The 21,136-nt window shown below is 59.9% G+C and carries 24 protein-coding genes and 1 pseudogene; 23 read left to right on the top strand and 2 right to left on the bottom strand.

What is annotated here, in order from left to right:
- Window positions 1–400: 400 nt before the first annotated feature.
- Complete coding sequence (locus FJ398_09305; GenBank protein MBM3838147.1) at window positions 401–1,759, top strand: DUF3463 domain-containing protein; 1,359 nt, start codon at window positions 401–403, stop codon at window positions 1,757–1,759.
- An 86-nt stretch (window positions 1,760–1,845) separates the two neighbouring features.
- On the opposite strand, the gene FJ398_09310 is transcribed toward FJ398_09305, so the two are convergent.
- The gene (locus tag FJ398_09310; GenBank protein MBM3838148.1) at window positions 1,846–3,084 is read right to left on the bottom strand and encodes a DEAD/DEAH box helicase; all 1,239 of its coding nucleotides are present in this window, start codon (window positions 3,082–3,084) and stop codon (window positions 1,846–1,848) included.
- A gap of 45 nt (window positions 3,085–3,129) precedes the next feature.
- Entirely contained in the window at window positions 3,130–3,765 is a 636-nt protein-coding gene (pdxH, locus tag FJ398_09315; GenBank protein ID MBM3838149.1) for a pyridoxamine 5'-phosphate oxidase, read from the bottom strand.
- A 235-nt stretch (window positions 3,766–4,000) separates the two neighbouring features.
- Between pdxH and FJ398_09320 the strand changes: the two genes are divergently transcribed.
- From FJ398_09320 to FJ398_09425, 22 genes and pseudogenes are all read left to right on the top strand, one after another.
- Entirely contained in the window at window positions 4,001–4,330 is a 330-nt protein-coding gene (locus FJ398_09320; GenBank protein ID MBM3838150.1) for a zinc ribbon domain-containing protein, read from the top strand.
- Window positions 4,331–4,347: 17 nt separating this feature from the next.
- Window positions 4,348–4,752 (top strand): hypothetical protein, encoded by a 405-nt coding sequence (locus FJ398_09325; protein MBM3838151.1) that lies wholly within the window; start codon window positions 4,348–4,350, stop codon window positions 4,750–4,752.
- A 42-nt stretch (window positions 4,753–4,794) separates the two neighbouring features.
- Window positions 4,795–5,004, top strand: coding sequence for a hypothetical protein (locus FJ398_09330; protein ID MBM3838152.1), 210 nt, complete (start codon window positions 4,795–4,797; stop codon window positions 5,002–5,004).
- A gap of 33 nt (window positions 5,005–5,037) precedes the next feature.
- On the top strand, window positions 5,038–6,468 hold the full coding sequence (locus FJ398_09335; GenBank protein ID MBM3838153.1) for a hypothetical protein: 1,431 nt from the start codon (window positions 5,038–5,040) through the stop codon (window positions 6,466–6,468).
- Between the two features lie 90 nt (window positions 6,469–6,558).
- Window positions 6,559–7,797 carry a KamA family radical SAM protein gene (locus FJ398_09340; GenBank protein MBM3838154.1) on the top strand — a complete coding sequence of 413 codons (1,239 nt, stop codon included), beginning with the start codon at window positions 6,559–6,561 and terminating at the stop codon, window positions 7,795–7,797.
- 168 nt (window positions 7,798–7,965) lie between these two features.
- Window positions 7,966–8,634: a Uma2 family endonuclease gene (locus FJ398_09345; GenBank protein MBM3838155.1), complete on the top strand. Its 669-nt coding sequence runs from the start codon at window positions 7,966–7,968 to the stop codon at window positions 8,632–8,634.
- Window positions 8,635–8,644: 10 nt separating this feature from the next.
- Window positions 8,645–9,256: a Uma2 family endonuclease gene (locus FJ398_09350; GenBank protein ID MBM3838156.1), complete on the top strand. Its 612-nt coding sequence runs from the start codon at window positions 8,645–8,647 to the stop codon at window positions 9,254–9,256.
- A gap of 13 nt (window positions 9,257–9,269) precedes the next feature.
- Window positions 9,270–9,923: an endonuclease III gene (nth, locus tag FJ398_09355; protein ID MBM3838157.1), complete on the top strand. Its 654-nt coding sequence runs from the start codon at window positions 9,270–9,272 to the stop codon at window positions 9,921–9,923.
- Window positions 9,924–9,960: 37 nt separating this feature from the next.
- Window positions 9,961–10,647 (top strand): hypothetical protein, encoded by a 687-nt coding sequence (locus tag FJ398_09360; protein MBM3838158.1) that lies wholly within the window; start codon window positions 9,961–9,963, stop codon window positions 10,645–10,647.
- 133 nt (window positions 10,648–10,780) lie between these two features.
- Window positions 10,781–12,055 (top strand): type II secretion system protein, encoded by a 1,275-nt coding sequence (locus FJ398_09365; GenBank protein ID MBM3838159.1) that lies wholly within the window; start codon window positions 10,781–10,783, stop codon window positions 12,053–12,055.
- A gap of 7 nt (window positions 12,056–12,062) precedes the next feature.
- Window positions 12,063–12,980, top strand: coding sequence for a prepilin-type N-terminal cleavage/methylation domain-containing protein (locus FJ398_09370; GenBank protein MBM3838160.1), 918 nt, complete (start codon window positions 12,063–12,065; stop codon window positions 12,978–12,980).
- Between the two features lie 461 nt (window positions 12,981–13,441).
- The gene (locus FJ398_09375; protein ID MBM3838161.1) at window positions 13,442–13,825 is read left to right on the top strand and encodes a hypothetical protein; all 384 of its coding nucleotides are present in this window, start codon (window positions 13,442–13,444) and stop codon (window positions 13,823–13,825) included.
- 6 nt (window positions 13,826–13,831) lie between these two features.
- Window positions 13,832–14,803, top strand: coding sequence for a prepilin-type N-terminal cleavage/methylation domain-containing protein (locus FJ398_09380; protein MBM3838162.1), 972 nt, complete (start codon window positions 13,832–13,834; stop codon window positions 14,801–14,803).
- A gap of 176 nt (window positions 14,804–14,979) precedes the next feature.
- On the top strand, window positions 14,980–16,074 hold the full coding sequence (locus FJ398_09385) for a hypothetical protein (GenBank protein MBM3838163.1): 1,095 nt from the start codon (window positions 14,980–14,982) through the stop codon (window positions 16,072–16,074).
- Window positions 15,974–18,367: a hypothetical protein gene (locus FJ398_09390; protein MBM3838164.1), complete on the top strand. Its 2,394-nt coding sequence runs from the start codon at window positions 15,974–15,976 to the stop codon at window positions 18,365–18,367. Before FJ398_09385 ends, FJ398_09390 begins: the two co-directional genes overlap by 101 nt.
- Before the next feature lie 88 nt (window positions 18,368–18,455).
- Window positions 18,456–18,704 (top strand): type II toxin-antitoxin system Phd/YefM family antitoxin, encoded by a 249-nt coding sequence (locus FJ398_09395; protein ID MBM3838165.1) that lies wholly within the window; start codon window positions 18,456–18,458, stop codon window positions 18,702–18,704.
- Window positions 18,683–19,081, top strand: a complete 399-nt coding sequence (locus FJ398_09400; GenBank protein MBM3838166.1) for a type II toxin-antitoxin system VapC family toxin — start codon at window positions 18,683–18,685, stop codon at window positions 19,079–19,081. Before FJ398_09395 ends, FJ398_09400 begins: the two co-directional genes overlap by 22 nt.
- Before the next feature lie 16 nt (window positions 19,082–19,097).
- Window positions 19,098–19,436 (top strand): hypothetical protein, encoded by a 339-nt coding sequence (locus tag FJ398_09405; GenBank protein ID MBM3838167.1) that lies wholly within the window; start codon window positions 19,098–19,100, stop codon window positions 19,434–19,436.
- 18 nt (window positions 19,437–19,454) lie between these two features.
- A complete protein-coding gene (locus FJ398_09410) occupies window positions 19,455–19,673 on the top strand; it encodes a hypothetical protein (protein ID MBM3838168.1) in 219 nt (72 codons plus the stop codon).
- Window positions 19,674–19,978: 305 nt separating this feature from the next.
- Window positions 19,979–20,296 carry a hypothetical protein gene (locus FJ398_09415; protein ID MBM3838169.1) on the top strand — a complete coding sequence of 106 codons (318 nt, stop codon included), beginning with the start codon at window positions 19,979–19,981 and terminating at the stop codon, window positions 20,294–20,296.
- A gap of 126 nt (window positions 20,297–20,422) precedes the next feature.
- A complete protein-coding gene (locus FJ398_09420; GenBank protein ID MBM3838170.1) occupies window positions 20,423–20,650 on the top strand; it encodes a hypothetical protein in 228 nt (75 codons plus the stop codon).
- 269 nt (window positions 20,651–20,919) lie between these two features.
- A pseudogene (locus FJ398_09425) lies at window positions 20,920–21,000 on the top strand (hypothetical protein).
- Window positions 21,001–21,136 lie beyond the last annotated feature (136 nt).

A 21,136-nucleotide genomic window follows, 5' to 3' on the forward strand; every position in this document is an offset into this window, starting at 1 on the left:
TACTCTTTGTTGGCTTTTCGACTCATGCTTCGTGCATCGGCTTGGGTCAGCACGATTCTGAGTCAACCGGCCCCTCCCCCACTCCCCCTCCCCTTTTCTATGGTCACTATTAATTGGATTCAATTCGGGTGTTGTAGCTTGGCCAAAAAGTGTTGCGCCAAGGGTTTCCATACTTATACTCCACACTGTGCGATTGAATGCGAGACTCTTGCGTTTTGGGATCATCCCGCTCCTGGCTCTCTTCGGGGCCGGATGCGGGGGGTTAAGCGCGTCCCACAGCGTTTCTCCGGCCACGTTCTTTTTGCCCGGATTGGGAGCAGTCCCTCCAAACGCGTCCCAACCGAAGCCGCTTTCCCCTCTGCCGGAAAATCCTCCGTGGATCGCTCAAAACAACTGATCTATGCGATTTCCTCTCGCCCTGACGGCCAAGATCGCGGGGCACATCATCAAGCACAAGGCTCGGCGCACGCCCAAATTCGCGCTCGTGCTGCAACTCGAACCACTGCACACGTGCAACTTGACCTGCACCGGCTGCGGCCGCATTCGCGAGTATTCCACCAACCTCAAGGACATGGTTCCCCTTGAGAAATGCCTGGCGGCAGCCAACGATTGCGATGCGCCCATGGTGTCCATCTGCGGCGGCGAGCCCTTGATTTACCCGAAGATTGAAGAGTTGGTGGCCGGCCTGCGCGAGCAAGGCCGCATCATTTACATCTGCACCAACGGGGTGTTCATGCGAAAGAAAATGCGCGAATACATGGCCGCGCATTGGTCGCCTGACATGGATCGCAAACTTCAAACGCTCGCGCAGGAGCAACTGGTCTCCGTGAAGGAGGCCGAGCAAATCCGCCAGGCCGATGAAACGGCGCGCGCCAAGGTTACGATCCAACCCAGCAAGTGGATTTACTGGAACGTCCACGTCGATGGGCTGGAATACACTCACGACCTGATCGTCGAGCGCGAGGGCGTGTTCCGGGAATGCGTGGCCGCAATCAAGATGGCGAAAATCCTCGGTTACCAGGTCGCCACGAACACCACGGTCTATAAGGAGACGGATGTCTGCGAGCTGGAAGGGATGTTCAAATTCCTGTCGGGACTTGGCTGCGATGGCCACACGATTTCGCCGGGCTACGATTACGACGCCGCGAAAAAGGACATGGCCAAACGCCTGGGCAAAGATCCGAGAGATTTCTTTCTCACGCGAGAGATCACCCGCCAAAAATTCAAAGACATCCAGCACTGGGGCGAACGCTTCACCATCCTCGGCACGCCCGTGTATCAGGAATTCCTCGCGGGCAAACGCGAACTCACCTGCACGGCCTGGGCGATTCCCACTTACAACGTGCGCGGTTGGAAAGCGCCCTGTTATCTGATGACCGACGGCCATTACGCGAGCTACCGCGAAATGTTGGAGAAAGTGGCCTGGGACAAATATGGCGTCGTCAACGGGGTGGCGCGCGATCCGCGCTGTGAGAATTGCATGGTCCATTGCGGGTACGATCCCAGTGGCGCGCTCGGCACGAATTACCAGCGCGGCGATAACTGGAAGAATTTCAAATACAACTTCTGGCCCCGGCCCAAGCCGTACGCGGAGGGAAATAAGGTGGACGCATTCAACGGCGTCTCCGCGGGCAAAGGTCACCTGGCTGAAGCGAAGGCCGCGATTCAGAGCGCCGCCGCGAACGGCAGCGAAAAGAACTGCGGCGCGGGGCCTGCCTCACCATCGAGACCTCTCGCAACGAGAGTGTTGCCAGACTGAGCTGGAAAACAGAGGTGCAAACGAAGGAAACGAAGCCGGGAATCCGGCATCTCCTTTGTGCGTCTTTGAACTTCTGAGTTCAGATTTCACTTCCGCCGGCGCTTGGCACGGCCGAAATAGTAACCGCCGCTCAACCGCACGGCCCGGACGCGGCCCGGGTGTCCCGCCGGCGCGCCCGGCTTGTCCTGCTCGAAAAGAGCCGTGTACTGGTACTGAAATCCGTCGAGCTTCACCCGGGGAATTTTCTGACTGATGAAGCGTTCGATGGCGAACACGTGCGGAGCATCCTCCGCGACCATGATCGTGAACGCGTCACCCGTCGCTTCTGCGCGGCCCGTCCGGCCAATCCGGTGAATGTAATCCTCCGGGTGCTGCGGCACATCGAAGTTGATGACGTGGCTCACGTCCGCGATGTCGAGGCCCCGCGCGGCGATATCCGTCGCCACAAGGACTTCATAGCGCCCGTCCCGGAAGCCCCGCAGCGCCTGCTCGCGTTCGCGTTGAGTGCGATTTGAGTGGAGCACCGCGACGGCGTGGTTGCTGCGCTTCAGCAGATGCGCGACGCGATCCGCGCGATGCTTCGTTCGGCAAAACACGATCACCGAGTCGTAATTCACGCGTTTGAGCAATTCGAGCAAGAGATTGGTCTTCTGCGCTTCCGCCACGGGATAGATCACGTGTTTGACCGTCTCCGCCGGAGTGCGGCGGGCGCCGATTTCAATCGTCTCCGGTCGTTTCATCGCCCACTGGATCAGGGATTCGATCTGAGGCGGGATCGTCGCCGAGAAAAGCGAAGTGTGGCGCTCGCGCGGACACCTTTCGACAATGCGCCGGACGTCCGGCAGAAACCCCATGTCGAGCATGCGATCCGCTTCGTCGAGCACGAGGTATTCGACCGCGCGCAGATGACACGTGCCGCGCCCAAGATGATCGAGCAGCCGGCCCGGCGTGGCGACGAGGATATCCACGCCGCGCTGCAAGGCCTCGGTTTGAAATCCGTAACCCACGCCGCCGTAAAGCACCGTCGCCGTCAAGCCGGTGAATCGCGCCAAATCGCGGAACGCGGTCTCGACTTGCGCGGCCAACTCGCGGGTCGGTTCCAACACCAGGACGCGCGCGTCCCGCTGGTGATGTTCGAGTTTCGTGAGGATGGGCAGAGCAAACGCCGCCGTCTTTCCGGTTCCGGTTTGGGCGCTGCCGATGACATCGCGTCCCGCGAGAATCAGCGGGATGGCGCGAAGCTGGATGGGCGTCGGATCGACGTAACCCATCGCATTGACACCTTCGAGAACTCGTTCCGACAGACCAAGGGTTTTGAATGACATAGGGCAATAATCTCAGAACCTCGCGCTATAAAAAGAGTTTTTCGCTCAGGGCGACAATCGTTCGATCTTCCATTCGCGTTCGGAGACCCGCTGGTAGCGGAAGCGGTCGTGCAGGCGGCTTTCACGCCCTTGCCAGAACTCAAACGTCTCCGGGGCCAGCCGGTACCCTCCCCAATGCGGCGGGAGCGGGACGTCTTTGCCTTCATATTGGCGCGTGAGTTCCGCCACCCGTTGATCCAGTTCCTCGCGGTTGCGCAGAACCTGGCTTTGGCGGGACGCCCAGGCCCCGATCCGGCTGCCAATGGGACGCAGGCGAAAATACGTTTCCGATTCCTCGCGCGCCACCTTGCTGACCGTGCCGGAAATCCGGATCTGATGCTTCAGTTCCGGCCAGAAGAAAACGAGAGCCGCGCGTGGATTCTCCAACAATTCCTTGCCCTTGGCGCTTTCGTAATTCGTGAAAAACGTGAAGCCGCGGTCGTCGTAGCCCTTGAGCAGAACGATGCGGGCGGAAGGCGTGCCGTCGCGGCTGGCGGTCGCCAGCGTCATCGCGGTCGGCTCCGGAAGATTCGCGGCCAGGGCTTGCTTGAACCAGACGTCGAATTGCCTGACTGGATCCCGGTGCAGGTCCGGTGTTTCCAGTTGTTGTTCCGGCGCGTCCACATTTGGGGTCGAATTCACGGCGCAAGCTAACACGAGCGCGAAAGTTGCGTCGAGTCACCTCTGAGAAGAAAGGGTGCGATCAAAACTGTCGGCCAACAAAGTCTTCTCCCTCTCTCCCCACTCGTTCCTCGCGGGGAGAGAGGGAAGGCAATCGGAGTCGCTGACCGACACTTCAAATCGCACCTTGAGTAGTCTGCCACAAAGTGTTGAAAGCGTTGCTTCCGGTGCGACGTTATGTTTCATTGTGCCCAGTATGCCGACTTACGAGTATGTTTGTTCAAAATGCGACGAGACCTTTGACCTGTTTCAGTCGATTTCGGACCATCCGATCACGACCTGCCCCAAGGACCTCTGCCGGCAGAAAACTTGGGGCAAAGGCAAAGTCAAACGAGCCATCACCGCCGGCGCCGGGCTGATTTTCAAAGGAAGCGGGTTTTACATCACGGACTATCGCAGCGACAAATACAAAGAAGCGGCGAAGAAGGAATCCCCAGCGCCGGCGTCTTCGACGGAGAGCAAGCCGGCGCCCGCCAAAGGCGAATCGACCGCAGCAAAATCCACGTCCACGAAGTCCGACGCGTAGTTTCGCGAGCGATTCGCATGAAAGCCAGGCCTGCCTGGATTCGCAGAGTGGTGACCGTGGCGTGGATGGCGGCGGTTTATTTCTACTCTCAAGTGACGGCGGACATCGACGCAGAAGCGTTCAAAGAGCCGAATGCTCTGGACGCCCAGGAGGTCCAGCGCAAGCTCGGGCTGTTCAGAAAGGCGCTGGAGTCGCCCGGCCGCAGCGGGTTCATCCGGCTGACTGAGATCGAAATCAATTCGTATCTGGACGAACGCTATGCCGGGGACAAACTGAAGAGCCCGGCCAACGCGCCGGAAACCAGCCCGAAATTGCTCGCGAGCCGCGCCAGGTTTTCTGGGCCGGAAATCCAGTGGTACTGCTGGGTTCGCAAGAAATGGTTCGGCCTCTCGTTTCCACTGGTCTGGCGCCGCGGCCTCTAACTTCGTGGCGGAACCAACGATTGGAATTTTGCGACGCGCTCCATGAAACTTGGGAAGCTGGAAATTCCGCCGCGGTACTGGCCTCTCTTGAGCCAGGAACTCGGGGAAGTGGACCGCGTTTTCGCGGAGGACCGGCGCTGGGTTGAGAAGCTGCCCTGGTTGGAAATCCGAACCAACAACCCGAACTCAGCCCCGGAGCTTCGACTTTACACGCATCCGGTCACCGCTTCGGCGAGCGCGCAACCCCGATGACCTCCATCTGACCTTGAACCTTGAACTTTGACCTTGAACTTTGAACCTGAAACGTTGAACTGCCAGCGCGCCCGGATGCCTTCCATGTCCGCGGGTTGTGGCTTTCCCGCGCTGGCACCCTTGGTTCTCTTCGTGGCCTTTTGTTCCAGCGGCTTGCTGTTCCCTTGCGCCTCGGCAGGCGTGACCGCGCCCCCGACGCGCCGCGCGCAGAATTTCCTCGTCCAGGATCTTCGCGGGCCGGCGCGAGGCCCGGCCAACTTGAAGTCGGAACTGGGCAAGCCGCTGATTCAATTGGATCTGGACGTCCTGGCGCTTTCGGCGGATCGCATCAAACAGGCGGTGTGCCGGGAGTTGGACGTTTCGGCGCAGGGTTGGGGGAGGATTCATTTGTGCCTGGTGCCCGGGGCTGGGGCCGACCAGGAGATTCAAATTGTGGCGACGCCATTCGCGGATGGCTGGCATTACCGAGTGAACATCCCGGATCAGATTGAGGAACTGAAACTGGTCCGGGGTTTGGTCGAAGCGCTCCTGCTCGAACTGGCCAACCGGCGGGGCGGCCTCAAGTCGGCCGAAATTCCTATCTGGTTCACGGAAGGCCTTTCGTCGCAAATCGTGAGCACGCTCGGCCCGGATCTGGTCCTTCAATCTATCCCCGCCGGATGGATGCTTCAGAGCGCGCGGAATGTGGGCGGACGGCAGGACGCGAGCGGCCTGGACGGGCTGCGGCAGGCGCGGTCGGTCCTGCGCAACGCTGCGCCGGCGACGTTCTCGGAACTGGGGCATCCGCCGCCGGAAACGCTCCAGGGCGCAGGCCTGACGCCGTTTCAAAGCTCATGCCAGCTTTTCGTGGCCCAGCTCTGCCGGCTGCCGAACGGGCGCGCATGCCTCGTGAACATGCTCCAGGAATTGCCGGCTTGCTGGAATTGGGAAACGGCTTTCCTGCGTGGGTTCCGCACCTATTTCGCCCGGATTCTCGACGTCGAGAAGTGGTGGACCGTCGTCGGGATGAGCTTCACGGGCCGTGATCCAGGCCAGATCTGGACAACGGAGATTTGCTTCGAGAAACTGGATGAAATTCTTCTCCAGCCGGCCCTGGTCCGATTGACCGCGGAGGTCATGCCCGTGCGCACTTACGTGACGCCCCAGCAAATCATCGCCGACTGGGATTTCGCGTCACAAAAGGCGGCCCTCGAACACATGCTCGGCCAGCTTGCGCTGCTTCGACTTCATTGCCCGTTGGACCTGGCCGCGCTGATCGAGCGCTACCGGGTGGTCTTTGCGAACTACTTGCAGAAACGCGCGGAGGCCAACTCGGTATCCGTGGCCAAGGGCCAGGCGGCGATTTCCATTCCGCTTTTGCTTCGCGAGACCATAGATCGATTGGATGACCTGTATCGACAACGCGAGGCCTTGCGGCGGTCCTATGCATCCCCCACGCCAGTCCCGGCCGCGGGGCCGCAATGATTCTTGGCTTGTTGCTGATTTAGCGATTTTGCTCAATTAACTCCTGCGGTGCCCTTGACACCTCGCCGACCCAAAATATAGTTCCGCACCATGTTCAAAGAGACTTTATCCGAGGCGGGCGAGGAGCCGCCCCTATCCCCTCTGCTGAATTCCCTTAAACAATTCAAGTCCGCCGGCCGCAGCTTCTGGGCAAACGTGCCGGATGCGGACTGGAACAACTGGCGCTGGCAGCTCAAGCATCGAATCACTTCGATCACCCAACTCCAGCGTCTCCTGCCAACGCTGGCGCCGGAGGAACACGCCGGAACTTTGCTGGCCGACACCAAGCTGGCCATGGCTATCACTCCTTACTTTTTCAGCCTGATCGATCCGGCGGATGAGAATTGCCCGATCCGGCGGCAAGTGATTCCACGCATCGAGGAGACCCACACCGCGCCTTGGGAAATGCGCGATCCGTGCGGGGAAGACAGCCATTCGCCCGTGCCCGGATTGGTGCATCGCTACCCGGATCGCGTCTTGTTCTTGGTGACCGACCGTTGTGCGTCTTACTGCCGCTACTGCACCCGGTCGCGCCTGGTCAGCAACGCGTCGGGCTACGATTTTCACCCGGAATTCGACAAGCAGATCGCTTACGTGCGCGAGCATCCGGCGATCCGGGACGTTCTGTTGAGCGGGGGCGATCCGTTGCTCTTCAGCGACGAGAAGCTGGAGCACTTGCTCCGGCGAATTCGCGAGATTCCTCATGTGGAATTCCTCCGCCTCGGCACGCGCATTCCGATTTTCTTGCCGCAACGCATCACGCCGGAGCTTTGCGCCATGCTAAAGCGGTACCACCCGCTTTTCCTGAGCGTTCACTCGAATCACCCGCGCGAACTGACCACCGAGGTCCGCGAAGGCTTGGGCAGATTGGCAGACGCGGGCATTCCGCTGGGCAATCAATCCGTGCTGCTGCGCGGCGTGAATGACGACTCGACGGTGGTGCGCGCGTTGGTTCAGAAACTTCTCATGTGCCGGGTCAAGCCGTATTACCTTTACCAGTGCGACTTGATCGCGGGTTCGGCGCACCTGCGGACCAGCGTCCGGAAAGGATTGGAGATCATGCAAAGTTTGCGCGGGCATACGACGGGCTATGCCGTGCCGCAATTCGTGATCGACGCGCCCGGCGGTGGCGGCAAGGTGCCGATCAATCCGGACTACGTGATCAGCCGGAACGAAGAGCGGGTCATCATCCGCAACTTTGAAGGCAAGGTTTTCGAGTACCCAGAAGCGCTCGACGGCACGCCGCTCGCCGCGCCTCCGAAGGAGATCGAGGAACCGGAGTTGGTCTAAGTCGGTAATGCTTGGCTTTCCAGCCGGCAAGTTACGAGGTCTTGCGACCTCACGATCCGCGAGGCAGGAATGCCTCGGAACTGGCCGACAGGAATGCCGGCGTTACGGCCGTGCCGGTCCGGTGCTCCCGCCTTGCCCACTCCGGCCAATCCCAGTAACATGCCTGCCATGGATACCGTGCTGGAGCCATTGATTCGGTCGCCCAAGTTGCCGGCTTACGTGCAGGAGCTCTCCAGCTTGCTGACGTCGGAACGGGAGCGGCGTGAGAAGTTCTACGAGGAACTGACCGAAGACATCAAAGCAGAGTTCATCAACGGGGAGGTTTTCATGCATTCACCGGCTCGTCGCAGCCATATTCTGGCCACTGGATACATTTACAACTTGCTGCATAACCACGTCTCCCGTCACCAACTGGGTGAAGTTCTCCTGGAAAAAGCGCTCGTCTGCCTGACGCGCAATGATTACGAACCGGACGTGCTCTTCTATGGAAAGGACAAAGCCGCGTCGTTCACGCTCGATCAAATCAAACATCCCGCGCCGGATTTTGTCGTCGAGGTGTTGTCGGAAACGACGGAAAAGAACGACCGCGGCGTGAAGTTCGAGGATTATGCGGCGCACGGCGTGGCCGAATACTGGCTCGTCGATCCCGATGCCCGCACCGTGGAGCAATTCTGCCTGGAAAGCCGCGCCTATCGGCTCCATCGCCTCGCGCGCGAGGGAGACCGCGTCGCAAGCGTCGTCGTCGCTGGCTTCGACATTCCGGTGGCGGCAATCTTTGACGAACAGGCCAACCGCCGCGCGCTGCTCACCTTGCTGGGCATGGCTGAGAAGGCGTAAGCGAGGGACTATGGGACTGGCCAAAACCGCTCCTCGTTTGACGGAAGCCGAGTATCTCGATATCGAACGGCGCGCTGAATTCAAGAGCGAGTTTTTCGACGGCGAGATGTTCGCGATGTCCGGCGGGACGCGCTGGCATAGTTTGATCGGAACAAACCTTGCGCGTGAATTTGGCAATCGCTTGAAGGGTCACCGATGTGTCCCCTACAACACCGACCTCCGCGTCAAGATCATGACCACCGGCCTGTTCACCTATCCGGACCTTTCCGTCGTTTGCGGCGAGCCGCAGTTGCTCGATGACGAGATCGATACGCTGCTCAACCCCGCTGTCATCGTCGAAGTGCTGTCCGATTCGACCGAGGGCGACGATCGTGGAAAGAAATTCGAGCATTACCGCCAAATCCCCTCCTTGCGCGAATACCTGCTCGTGAGCCAGAAGGAACCGCGCATCGAACAATTCATTCGTCAGGAGAGCGGTTTCTGGCTGTTGGGAGAGGCGGCTGGACTCGACGCCACGCTCGAACTGCCTTCGCTTCAGATCACGCTGTCTCTTTCCGAAGTGTTCGCGAAGGTGGAGTTCACCCCCACGCCGATTCGTCCTCCGCTGCCGCCGCGGCTTTGACGCGCGTCCGCAAATGCCTCGCGAGACTCAAGCTGCCAAGGCGGCGCGCGCTCAAAAGATAATCTCCGCGCTTCACCAAACCTACCCGGATGCGCACTGTGAGTTGAATTACTCCAATCCGCTCGAATTGCTCATCGCCACGATTCTGTCCGCACAATGCACCGACAAGCAGGTCAACATCGTGACGGCCGAGTTGTTCCGGAAATATCGCAGCGCCTCGGATTTCGCGAAGGCCGATTTGTCCGAGCTTCAAAAGGCCATCCAGCGCTTGGGATTCTTCCGCAACAAAGCCAAAAGCATCAAGGCCTGCTGCCAGAAGCTGATCGAACGACACGGTGGCGAAGTGCCACGGACGATGGACGAACTGACACGACTCGACGGCGTGGGTCGCAAAACGGCCAACGTCGTCCTGGGTAATGCCTTCTCGGTTGATGTGGGCGTGGTGGTCGATACGCACGTAGCGCGGTTGTCGAATCGGCTGGGCCTCGCGAAACAGAAAACGCCGGAGAAAATCGAACCGGCCTTGATGAAACTGGTCCCGAACGACCAATGGACGATGTTCAGCCATTGGCTGATCTGGCACGGGCGCCGCCGTTGTTCGGCAAGGAAGCCGGATTGCGAGAATTGTGAACTAAGAACTCTCTGTCCATCCGCTGGCCAGTGCTGAGATTACGCATTACGTTTCACGTTTGACGCCCGACTCCATGACCGACACCTGGTTCCTCCTTCGATCAGGGGTTTGCCCCGCCGCGGAAAACATGGCCGTGGACGAAGCCATGCTGGAATCGTCCGCTTCGTTGGGGCGGCCGGTGCTGCGCTTCTATGGCTGGACCGAACCCGCCGCGACGTTTGGGTATTCGCAGGCTTACGCGGAAATCGCGCGCTGGACGAAATTGCGCCCTCTGATTCGGAGGCCGACGGGAGGCGGCCTGGTGCCTCACGATGCGGATTGGACTTACAGCCTCGTGTTTCCCCCGAACCATCCCTGGCACGCATTGAAAGCGGTGGAGAGTTATCGCCGGGCGCATGAATGGTTGCAGCAGGCTTTCGCGCGTGTGGACGTGGCTGCGGCACTCGCAAGCTGCGGCCAGAAATCTGTCCCCGGCCAATGTTTCGCTGGCGCCGAACGATTCGATCTTATCCACGGTGGGCGTAAGATTGCCGGCGCGGCGCAACGGCGAAATCGTCTCGGCTTGCTGGTCCAGGGTTCGGTTCAGCCTGCCGGAATCCCGGCGAAGCGGACCGACTGGGAAAGCGCGATGCTGGACGGCTTTTCTTTCGTCGGCCAGGTGGCCTGGGCCGGGCTGAACCTCGACTTGCGGCTCCGGCAACGAATCGGCGAGTTGGTCCAGGAAAAATACGGTCAACCGGCTTACAACGAACGCCGGTAAGGTAGGGCAGGCTTCCAGCCTGCCTTAGACGCCATATCGAGGGTCCATCCAGATCGAGATCGGCACAGGCAGGATGCCTGTCCTACGTTGGCAACTTTCCTGAACGCCTGGTTTATATTACTTGGTTAACTTTATGCCGCAGTTCTCTTACAAGGCGCGCCGCCGTTCAGGTGAGGTCGTCACGGGAATGCTGGAGGTCGCAGACCGTTCAGCGGCCTTGATGCAAATCGAACGGTTGGGACTCTTTCCCGTGGCCATCGAGGCGGCCAAGGGATCCGTCGCCGCGCGCACTGAACCGACGTCGGATCGGCGAGTTTCCACTTCCGGGATGCTGCCTCCGGCGCTGCGGGAATTTCTCCACCGCAAGCGCAAGCCGAAGCTTCAGGAGCTCGCCACGTTCACGCAGCAACTCTCCAATCTGCTGAACTCGGGCATGCCGTTGACCGTGGCCTTGAACAGCATGACGCACCTGGAGTCCAAAGGCATCTCCCCCGAAGTCAGCAAGCAGCTCAAACAGGACGTGATGGAGGGAAAGAGCCTCTCGGATGCGATGGCTAAGCAGCGGCATATTTTCTCGGATTTGTACGTCAACATGGTCCGGGCTGGCGAGCAGAGCGGCGCACTGGTCGAAGTTCTCAAGCGGCTTTCGCAGCATTACGAGCGTTTTGCCGAGGTGCAGCAGAAGTTCGTGTCGGCGTTGATCTATCCGGCCGTGGTCGCGTGCGTCGGCGTCGCGATCATTTTCTTTTTCATGACTTACATGCTCCCGAAGTTCATTTCGATCTTCGAGGGCATGAACGTACCGCTGCCCGCGACCACGCAATTCTTGATCGGGATCAGCAAAATGTTCGGAACGTACTGGTGGCTGATGGGTTTGGTCGCGCTCGCGCTGGTGGTGCTGTTCAAACGGTATCAAACTTCCGACGTGGGCCAGCGGGCGATCGACAGTTGGAAAATGCGCGCTCCGGTGCTGGGCAAAGTCATCAAATTGAATTTGTATGGACAGTTCGCCCGCACTCTCGCCACGTTGCTGGAAAATGGCGTACCGGTCCTGACGGCGCTGAAGATTACCGAGGAAATTATCCCAAACCGAATTCTCAAGGACGCCATCGCCAAGACCCGCGAAGAAGTGACCGACGGAAAGACCATCGCGCAGCCGCTGGCGCGGAGCAAAAACTTCCCGCAACTGATGATCGACCTGCTGAAGATTGGCGAGGAAACCGGCGACGTGCCCGGCGCGCTCCGGAATGTGGCTGACGCTTACGAAAACGAATTGACCATCGCGCTGCGGGTCATGACGAATCTGATCGAACCCGCGATGATCATCGTCATGGCGGTGGGCGTGGGTTTTCTGCTGCTCAGCGTGCTCTCCGCGATGTTTGCCATCACCTCCAATATTAGCCGGTAGGGTAGTTATGAGCCGAGAGGCAAGAGGCGAGACGCGAGACGCGGGCCACGGCGAACGGCCGGCGAGGCGGAAATTGACGTTCCCTTCCAATAGATCTGACGGTAGGGCGAGCCGGTCCCCAGCGAGCCGAGTTGGACGTGTTCCAGGAAGGTCGAACAGCTCGCCAGGACGGACTCGCTCTTCCCATGAACCGTCTCCTCGGACCGTGGCCTTTGGGCCGCTTCAACGCCCGACTGCGGAGAGTGCGCGGAAGCAGCCTGAAGGCTGCGGTCCGCACGGTTTTCGGTTCATGGGGCGTGGTCGGGTTCGTAAGAAACACGAAGCTCTCCATGACCCAGGCGCTCCGGTTCAAGAACTCGAGATCCTGGCCAACGGAATCAGCAAGGCTCCTGTCCCAGCCTCTCGCCGATCGCCCCTCGCCTATAGCCTTGGCTTCACTCTGATCGAACTCATGCTCGCGATCAGCATCGCGGCCATCGTTATGGCTATCGGGCTTCCGGGCTGGATCAAGGCGCTCAAGAAAGAAGGGCTGCGCAAAGCGGTCAGTGACGTGGTCGAAGGCTGTAGTCACGCGCGAGCGCAAGCGATCCTGAAGAGCGTGCCGATGGAATTCGTCCTGCGCGCAGAAGACGGCAGCATTTCAGTCCAGCCAGCTCGACTTCCGCGCGGTGAGGGCGTGGGAGATGACCCGAGCGGCGGAAGTTCCAGCGGGGCGAATTTTTCGGGCCAATTGCCGAGTGACGTTGGGGTGAAGCTGATCTATGTCAACTTTCAGGACAAGATGGAACTCCCCGAAGCACGGGTGCGTTTTTTCCCGAACGGCACTTGCGACGAGTTCACGGTGATTCTCTTTTCCCCTTCCGGCGAGAAAAAGATCAGCGCGGACATCATCACCGGACTGACCGAAGTGGATACGATCCGATGAGAATCCAGCCCCCTCCCCTCAATCTGAACGGCCCGATCACCCGTTCCCTCTCCCCCTCGGAGGGGGAGAGGGCGTCCGCAGGGCGAGAGAGAGGGACGTTCGTGGAGAACTCCCTTGGTTTCAGAACCATGCTCACCGCCCTTGAACCGAGAACTGTGCGGACCGCAGCCTTCAGGCTGCTTCCGCGCACTCTCCGGAGTCCAGCGTTGAAGCGGCCTAAAGGCCACGGTCCGAAGAGACGGTACACGGGAAGGGAGCATTTTATCCTGCGCCGGAACGAGCCCATAGTTCGCCAAGATCAAGCTGGGGTCGCGACAAGAAAGACCCTCTCCTTAGGGAGAGGGCAGGGTGAGGGGAAAGGAGACTCAGAACCACCTGAGAATCCAGAATTTGTTAAGGGCGCTAAACAGATATTCCGGAGGGAGAGCGGGAGAGTCGGCGCCTTCAGTTTGTTGGAAGTCATGATTGCGATGGCGCTGTTTTTCATGGCGGTTTTCGCGATCCTGAGCCTCACTTCGCAAAGTCTTTCTGCGGCCCGGCACCTGCAAATCTCTCACGTTGATATTGGCGGCTTGGCCGGGATGATTTCGTTGACCAACCGGGTGGAAGAAGGGCCGCTGCCGCAGGAGATCATTGCGCAGTTTGAGCAGCTTAATCCCGGTTACTCTTGCGTCGGCAACATCATGGAAGCCTCTTCCAATGGCCTGTTTCGCGTCGATTTCGAGGTGGTCGGATTGAAGGGCAAGACAGTCGTCGGCTCGACCATGAGCATCTTGCTATTCCGGCCAGAGTCGGCGGGTTCCTCTCGCCTCCGCCTCCGCTCCTTCGCGAATCCAGGCCGATAAACACTTATGCAACTCCACCGGCCATGGAATATCTGCCGCACGGCAGGGCAAAGTTGCGCTCTGTCAGGGTCGCCCGAAATCGCCGCAAGCCACGCAAATTCGCATAATCGTAATCCTAATCCTCAGTGCGGGCCTTGGCTGCGGCTCCGCCGGCTCCGCCGCGTTGCGCCACATCGCCGATTTGCAGTCACTCGATCAACGCGCGCGTTCACGTTGGTGGAAGTTCTGCTGGCCACCGCGATCCTGGCTATGGTCATCACGGCAATCTATTCCAGTTGGGTCGCCATCTTGCGCAGCTCGAAGGTCGGCTTGAACGCGGCGGCCGAAGCGCAGCGGACCCGCGTCGCGTTGCGCGCCATCGAAGAGGCGCTCAGTTCGGCGCAGTTGTTCCTGGCCAACATCCACTATTACTGGTTTTACGCGGACACGAGCCGCGACTTCGCAGAGCTAAGTTTTGTGGCGCGGCTGCCGGCGTCCTTCCCTGGCAGCGGGATGTTCGGCGAGCAGAGCCTTCGGCGCGTCAGTTTTTCGGTGGAACCGGGAGCGAACGGGAAGAACCAGTTGTTGCTCCGCCAAACCCCGCTGCTCGAAGCGCCCGAAGCCGACGCCAAGCCGTACACCATCGTGCTCGCGCCGAGCGTCAATCTGTTCGCGGTGGAATTCCTCGACACCAACCGATTCGAGTGGGTCCCGGAATGGCCCTACACGAACCGGATGCCGAAGATGGCGCGCGTCGCCGTCAGCTTCGGGGAAAAGCAGTCCAGGCCAGGCAGCGAGGACGTGGCGATCCAGACCGTTCTCCTGTCCTCGCTGGGGATTCCCCCGCAGGTTCAATTCCCGTCCGGACGATTTGGCGGCGTGCCCGTTCGGCCTGGCGTTCCCGGAGTCACGCCCCTTCCTGTGCCCGGCGCAGGCAACCGGCCCGGCACGGGGACGGTCCCGTCTCCCCGAACAGGCGCGCAGTTTCCAGGGCGCTAAGCCGTAATCATTCAGAACCACAAATGAACACGAATCGACACGAATGGGATTGGGGATCAGCGCTTCTCGACGTCGGACGCAAAGCGGTTCGATGCGGCTTTCTATCTCCATCCAGATTCGTGTTTATTGGTGTCCATTCGTGGTTGAATTGAATTGTTCCGGTTAAGAGTTCGACCATGAAGATTTCCCCGAACACACAGCCGCGCGGGATCGCGTTGGTGATCGTCATGATCGTGATTCTGGTGCTGGCGATCATCGCCGGCGGCTTTGCGTATTCGATGAAAGTCGAAACCAAGCTCGCGCGAAACACGAGCTTTGAAGCGGACCTCGAATGGCTGGGCCGTTCGGGCGTCGAATTCGCCCGTTACATTCTGGTGCAACACCTGAACGTGACGACCGAGCCGTGGGATTCGTTGAATCAGAAGTGGGCCGGCGGGCCGATGGGCACAAATGAAGTTCTGGAAACGATTTCGCTGGAGAACAATGAACTCGGCGCGGGGACGTTCTCGGTCAAGATCACGGATCTGGAGCGGAAGTTTAACATCAATATGGTCAACGAACGGACCCTCCCGCTGCTCCTGCAGGCGCTGGCTTTGTTGGGCGTCAGCCCGGGCGATTCCTCCGTGATCAGCGATTCGTTTCTCGATTGGATTGATCCGGATGATGATCCCCACTTGAGCGGAACGGAGAGCCGGGAATACATGAGCAATCCCAATCCGGGTTTTACGCCCTATGTCGCGAAGAATGGCCCGATCGATGACCTGGCGGAGTTGCTGATGATTCGTGGCGTGACGCCGGAAATCTTTTGGGGTTCTTCGGGACCGAGCCTGAACCAACCTGCGTTGGTGGCGTCCGCCAGCCCGTTCGCGGGTCTGGGAGCCTCGGCGCCTTCGGGGCTGGCGGATGTCTTCACGTCCTTGTCAGTCGGCACCCTCAACATCAACACGGCTCCGGCTCAGGTGCTTCAACTCGTGCCGGGACTGGACCCGCTTTTGGCTCAGGCAATCGTGACGGCTCGCGCCGGCTGGGATGGAGTGGAAGGGAACGAGGACGATCTACCGTTCCGTTCTCCGGGAGAACTCATCAACGTTCCAGGGTTGCCTCCGCAGATGGTGCAGCAACTGGCGGGGAACTTCACGACGCGGAGCTTCACGTTCCAGGTTCTGGTGGATGCCCGGATCAATCAATACACGCGCCGGTTCGTGGCCGTCCTGCGCCGCAATCCGGGAAATCCACGAGATGTTCAGACGCTGTTCTTTCACTGGAAGTGATCGAAACCGCTTTGTTTGGAAAACAGGACCACGGATTACACGGATGATTTGCGCTGGCTTTGGAAATGCATATCTTCCCCGCGTGCGTCCGGCTGAATTGATCGTTTCCCCTCCTGGGAGGGGAGAAGGGGTGGGTTTGTTCACGGGAAGCTTCCTTGGTGAGATTGCCATGCTCTCGCCCCATGAACCCGGTAGGGCGAGTCCGTCCCGGCGAGCCGCTCGACGTGCTTGTAAGACGTCCGACTCCGCTCGCTGGGGACAGGCTCGCCCTACCGTCAGGTTCAGGCGGAGGGAGATCGCAGCTTGGACCCGATTGAAGGCGTTCGCTGCGGTTCTGCTCTTTGATTTTCTGCTCGCGATGATGCCGGCTTTCGGCGCGGCCCTTCCCACAATCACAGGCTTCACTCCCATCAGTGGCGCACCCGGCGACAGCGTTACGATCGACGGCGCAAATTTCAGCCGGGTCGTTGAAGTGCGATTCAACACGGATGTCGCATTGTTCACTCATGTTTCGCCATCGCGCGTGGTTGCCACGGTTCCGCTGGGAGCCACGACAGGGCCGATCAGCGTAACAACTTCTCTGGGAACGGCCGTGACGTCAGTTCCTTTCCGAGTGGCTCCGTGGATCACCAGCTTAACGCCCACGAACGCCGCGCCTGGCTCGGTCGTGATCATTGAAGGTGCGAACTTCACCGACGCAAACGCCGTCCGATTCAACGGCGCCAACGCCGCCTTCGTCGTAACTGCACAGAATCAGATTCATGCGACGGTGCCCAAGGGAGCGACCTCCGGCCTCATTACGGTCACGACACCTGTTGGGACCGGCGCCAGCACCAACCAATTTGTCGTGACGGGAACCGAACCGATCATTTCGGACTTCTCCCCGACCAACGGCGTGGCAGGAGCACTGGTGGTCATCGAAGGCCGGTATTTCGCGGGCGCAACGTCCGTGAAGTTCAACGGCGTCAATGCCGCCAGCTTCTTCGTCACGGCGCCAACTCAGATCAGCGCCACGGTTCCAACGGGAGCGACCACGGGGCCCATCACTGTTTCGAGCCTTTCCGGCACCGGCGCCAGCGCGAGGGCGTTCGTGGTCACCTCCTCCCCGGTGATCACGGATTTTTCGCCGGCGGCAGGTCCGCCCGGGACGACAGTTATCATTGAGGGTGCGAATTTCACAGGCGCAACTACGGTCAAGTTTAACGGAGTCGCCTCTGCCAGTTTCTCCGCGCCTTCTCCGACTCAAATCAGGGTCGTGGTGCCTTTGGGAGCCGTCACCGGCCCGATCAGCGTGGTTACATCGAAGGGAACAGGAACCAGTTCCAAGCCATTTGTGGTCACGACCAGCCCGGTGATCGCGGAATTCACGCCAACAAACGGGCCGCCCGGCACTGTCGTGACAATCGACGGCGTGAATTTGGGCGGGTTGGTAGCGGTGAAGTTCGGCGGCGTCGCGGCCAACGCCAGCGCTTTGGTGAGTCCGACTCAGATTCGGTCCACGGTGCCGACCGGCGCGGTCACAGGGCCGATCAGTGTGACGACGGCTCAAGGGACTGGATCGAGCACGAACCAATTCGTAGTCGCTGCGGAGAAGCCGGTTGTGACTGGGTTTTCTCCGGCGGTGGGATCTCCTGGAACAGCCGTCTTGATTCACGGACTGAACTTCCTGGGGGCGACTGCGGTAAAGTTCAACGGAGTGAATGCCAACTTTGCGGTTACGGCGCCGACACAGATCACATGCACGGTTCCTCCAGGCGCCAGCACGGGTCCTCTGAGCGTGGCCACCCTTGCAGGGGCGTCTTTCAGCGCAGAAGTGTTCGTTGTCGCGCCGATCATCACGGATTTTTTCCCGACAAACGGAGTGCCGGACACGCCCGTAACCCTTCGGGGAACGAATTTTACGCAGGTCCAGGCCGTGCGGTTCAATGGCGGTGCCGCAACTTTCACCAATCCGACACCCAACGAAATCTTGGCGTGGGTGCCGCCTGATGCCGTGACTGGGTCCATCAGCGTCACGACACCGGCGGGGATTGTGGCGAGCACCAACGCATTCGTCTTGTTGCCTGAGATCACCAGTCCCGTGCGCTTGAGCATCAAACCGTTGGCCGGCCAGCAAATGCTTCTGTCGTGGCCCGCGGCGGGCTGGAGGTTTCAGGTGCAAGCGGGCGACCGCGTCGCCGGTGCGAATTGGCTGGCGGTAACCAACCGCTCAGTTGTGGTGGGGGATCAGCGGCAAGTGACGCTGGCCAAGACGAATCAAAACCGCTTCTTCCGACTCCTCAGGCCGCAGTAGGACACGATACGGCCTCAGCCTTCCTGCTAATTTCATTCCTCGCCGTACCGCTTGCCGAAGCGGTCCACCCTAGCTAGTCTAGCTAACCATGATTACCGTCAACATGCACGAAGCCAAGACGCGGCTCTCGGAGCTGGTCAAGGCCGTCGAAGACCGCAACGAAACCGTCGTGCTGTGCCGCGACGGGCGCGAGGTCGCGGAAATCCGTCGCCGTGCTAAACGCTCTCGCCAGGTGCGAGACCTCACACCCGATCCGCGCTTCCGCGTCGAATTCTCCCCCGGCTACGACCCCGCAGAGCCACTCTCGGAAGCGGAGTGGCCCGCTGGCCTGCGATGAACGTTTTGCTCGACACATGCGCGCTCCTGGCGCTGGCTCGGGGTGACTTGCCGGAGCGCGCCGCCGCTGCTTTGCGTACGGCTCCGGAGGCCAGCGTGTCCGTCGTCAGTCCCTGGGAAGTGGCGATCAAGGTCGCGGCCGGCAAACTCCAACTCGGCGAGCCACCGGCGCAGTGGTTTCTTGGATTGTCGGCGCGGTACCGCCTGCGGGAACTCCCGCTCGATGCCAGCCTGGCCTGTGCTGCCGCGGCCCTGCCACCGATCCATCGCGATCCTTTTGATCGTGTCCTTGTCGTGCTGGCCCAGACCCATTTGCTGACGGTTCTTACTTCCGATGAAACCATCTCCCAGTACCGCGGAGTTAAATGCCTTTGGTAAATCAACCGGGATACCCATGAACCAACTCCACATCGTCACCGTCGGCGTCAGCTTGCTGAGCAATCTCGCCAAAGCGAACAACCTGCCTTTGGAAAACGCGCTGCGCCGGCACAAGCAACTGGCGGAATTCCTGAAAGCGGATCCGCGCGCCGCCTGCTCGGAGATCAATTCGCTCGATGCCCGGACAGGTTTCCTGCGAAAGAAAACCAAGGGCCTGGCCGTAAGCCTTGTCTATGCCGCCACCGAACATCTCGAGAGCCAACTGACCGCCCGGCTGATCGGCGACTTCCTCAATTACTTGCATGAAACTTACCGCGTTCCCATCACTCTGGCTATCTGCGCTGTGCCTTTCTGAATGCATGATTCTTGAAGTTTGATTTCGCGATATCAGGCCAAGCTCGCCGACCTGGCCACGTACGTATCTCACGTCAAGGAGCGGGTGCCTCCCGGCGCCGATGCCACGTTGACCGGTCCAGCGCCCGTGTGGCTTTACCTGCGCATCGCTCACGCGCTCCACGGCCGCGCCCGCAAGCTGTTCTACGATTCCCCCGTCACCGGTCCGGTCGAAATCTTCAACCACGACCCGAGGTGAATTTAGGATTTATGAATTATTGATTTATGATTTGGAGGAGGCATGCCCATCACCGGTCGTGCGGCGCGGGCGCGAAACGTCGGCGCGACCCGAAACGGAATGGCAACTTGGCCAGGCGCGGCTTAGACTGACGCACACATGAAATTGGAGTCACCCGATAATCTGAGCCACGGCACGGCTCGGTTCGACTTTGAACACGGCCCGTTCGCCAGGCAAACGGTCAGGGCCCGGATTTTCGTTTGCAGCAATCCAGCTTGCGACTGCGAGAAAATCAGCTTCGAGAAATGTTATGGAGGCAATGCACCATGAAAACCCTGCATGACCTGGTGGCCGATAAGCTTGAGCAAGCCAACGCTGACACCAGGGAGGCCCTCCTGAACATTCCACTGGAGAACATCGACCGCTGGATCGCCAAAGGCCACACGGCGCCGCACCGCCTGGAACAGTGGCGCGAGATCATCCTGCGCGCGCAACAATCCTCGGAGGGTTTCCAGGAATTGCTCCGGCTCCTGCGCGACCGCAGTCCGAAGACGGAACGCTTCCGCGACTTTGCCCCGTTTGCCGGCGTGCTCACCGCCGCCGAACGCCGCCAGGCGGTTTCCTTATGCGCCTACCATTTTTGAAGCATTTACTCGACTCGGTGGCGGCTCTCGTCCGGCCGCGACGCATCATCATTCTCGGGTCCAGTTCGCTGCTGCCAACTCATCCCGGACTTGGCGATCCGGGACAGCCTCTTGAAGTTTCCCTGGATGCCGATTTTTTCCTCGATCCCATCGACCAGCGAATTGCCGATCTCCTCAAAGAAGCGATCGGGCACGAGAGCGTCTTCGAGGAGCACCACGGCTACTACGCTGACATCCCTCCGCCCGGTCATCGCGGAAACGCTGCCGGCCGGGTGGGAATCCCGGCTCCATCCTGTGCCCGGCTACGACAACGTCTTCGCTCTCGATCCGTATGACCTGGCCATCGTCAACTGATGGTCGGACGGGAGAAGGATTTGGATCTGATCCGCGCGATGCTGCGGCTCAAGATTGTCGAGCCGGAGAAACTCCGCGAGCATTATCAACGAACGCCGCTCGGCGAGCGCGAGGCGGTGACAGCGGGACGCAATCTGACTTTGATGCTTCAGGAACTGGGCATCCCCTAACTTCACTTCGAGAGCAACGCGCATGAACACCGCAAAACGCAACACTCGTCAGCGCCAGCCTCGATCCTCCGCCAGATCGTCTCCGCAATCCGGAGTCATAGGTCCGAAGTGAAAGTGGGCCGCAAAGACCCGTGCCCGTGCGGGAGTGGGAAGAAGTTCAAGAAATGTTGCGGAGTTTGATCCGGCGTGGAGCGGCACATTGACGGCCAGAAATCGCAAATCAGAAATCATAAATCGTAAATCACAATTCTGCCGCGCCCGCCCTGGGTCGTCTGACCGTGAACAAGGTGTGAACAAGAAGGAATAACTTCCCCTT

This window comes from Verrucomicrobiota bacterium (assembly GCA_016871535.1).
GTDB lineage: Bacteria > Verrucomicrobiota > Verrucomicrobiia > Limisphaerales > SIBE01 > VHCZ01.

Coding starts and splice junctions, on each gene's coding strand:
- FJ398_09305 (MBM3838147.1), top strand. CDS start 401: ATGCGATTTCCTCTCGCCCTGACGGCCAAGATCGCGGGGCACATCATC.
- FJ398_09310 (MBM3838148.1), bottom strand. CDS start 3,084: ATGTCATTCAAAACCCTTGGTCTGTCGGAACGAGTTCTCGAAGGTGTC.
- FJ398_09320 (MBM3838150.1), top strand. CDS start 4,001: ATGCCGACTTACGAGTATGTTTGTTCAAAATGCGACGAGACCTTTGAC.
- FJ398_09325 (MBM3838151.1), top strand. CDS start 4,348: ATGAAAGCCAGGCCTGCCTGGATTCGCAGAGTGGTGACCGTGGCGTGG.
- FJ398_09330 (MBM3838152.1), top strand. CDS start 4,795: ATGAAACTTGGGAAGCTGGAAATTCCGCCGCGGTACTGGCCTCTCTTG.
- FJ398_09340 (MBM3838154.1), top strand. CDS start 6,559: ATGTTCAAAGAGACTTTATCCGAGGCGGGCGAGGAGCCGCCCCTATCC.
- FJ398_09345 (MBM3838155.1), top strand. CDS start 7,966: ATGGATACCGTGCTGGAGCCATTGATTCGGTCGCCCAAGTTGCCGGCT.
- FJ398_09350 (MBM3838156.1), top strand. CDS start 8,645: ATGGGACTGGCCAAAACCGCTCCTCGTTTGACGGAAGCCGAGTATCTC.
- nth (MBM3838157.1), top strand. CDS start 9,270: ATGCCTCGCGAGACTCAAGCTGCCAAGGCGGCGCGCGCTCAAAAGATA.
- FJ398_09360 (MBM3838158.1), top strand. CDS start 9,961: ATGACCGACACCTGGTTCCTCCTTCGATCAGGGGTTTGCCCCGCCGCG.
- FJ398_09365 (MBM3838159.1), top strand. CDS start 10,781: ATGCCGCAGTTCTCTTACAAGGCGCGCCGCCGTTCAGGTGAGGTCGTC.
- FJ398_09370 (MBM3838160.1), top strand. CDS start 12,063: ATGAGCCGAGAGGCAAGAGGCGAGACGCGAGACGCGGGCCACGGCGAA.
- FJ398_09375 (MBM3838161.1), top strand. CDS start 13,442: ATGATTGCGATGGCGCTGTTTTTCATGGCGGTTTTCGCGATCCTGAGC.
- FJ398_09380 (MBM3838162.1), top strand. CDS start 13,832: ATGCAACTCCACCGGCCATGGAATATCTGCCGCACGGCAGGGCAAAGT.
- FJ398_09385 (MBM3838163.1), top strand. CDS start 14,980: ATGAAGATTTCCCCGAACACACAGCCGCGCGGGATCGCGTTGGTGATC.
- FJ398_09390 (MBM3838164.1), top strand. CDS start 15,974: ATGCCCGGATCAATCAATACACGCGCCGGTTCGTGGCCGTCCTGCGCC.
- FJ398_09395 (MBM3838165.1), top strand. CDS start 18,456: ATGATTACCGTCAACATGCACGAAGCCAAGACGCGGCTCTCGGAGCTG.
- FJ398_09405 (MBM3838167.1), top strand. CDS start 19,098: ATGAACCAACTCCACATCGTCACCGTCGGCGTCAGCTTGCTGAGCAAT.
- FJ398_09415 (MBM3838169.1), top strand. CDS start 19,979: ATGAAAACCCTGCATGACCTGGTGGCCGATAAGCTTGAGCAAGCCAAC.
- FJ398_09420 (MBM3838170.1), top strand. CDS start 20,423: ATGCCGATTTTTTCCTCGATCCCATCGACCAGCGAATTGCCGATCTCC.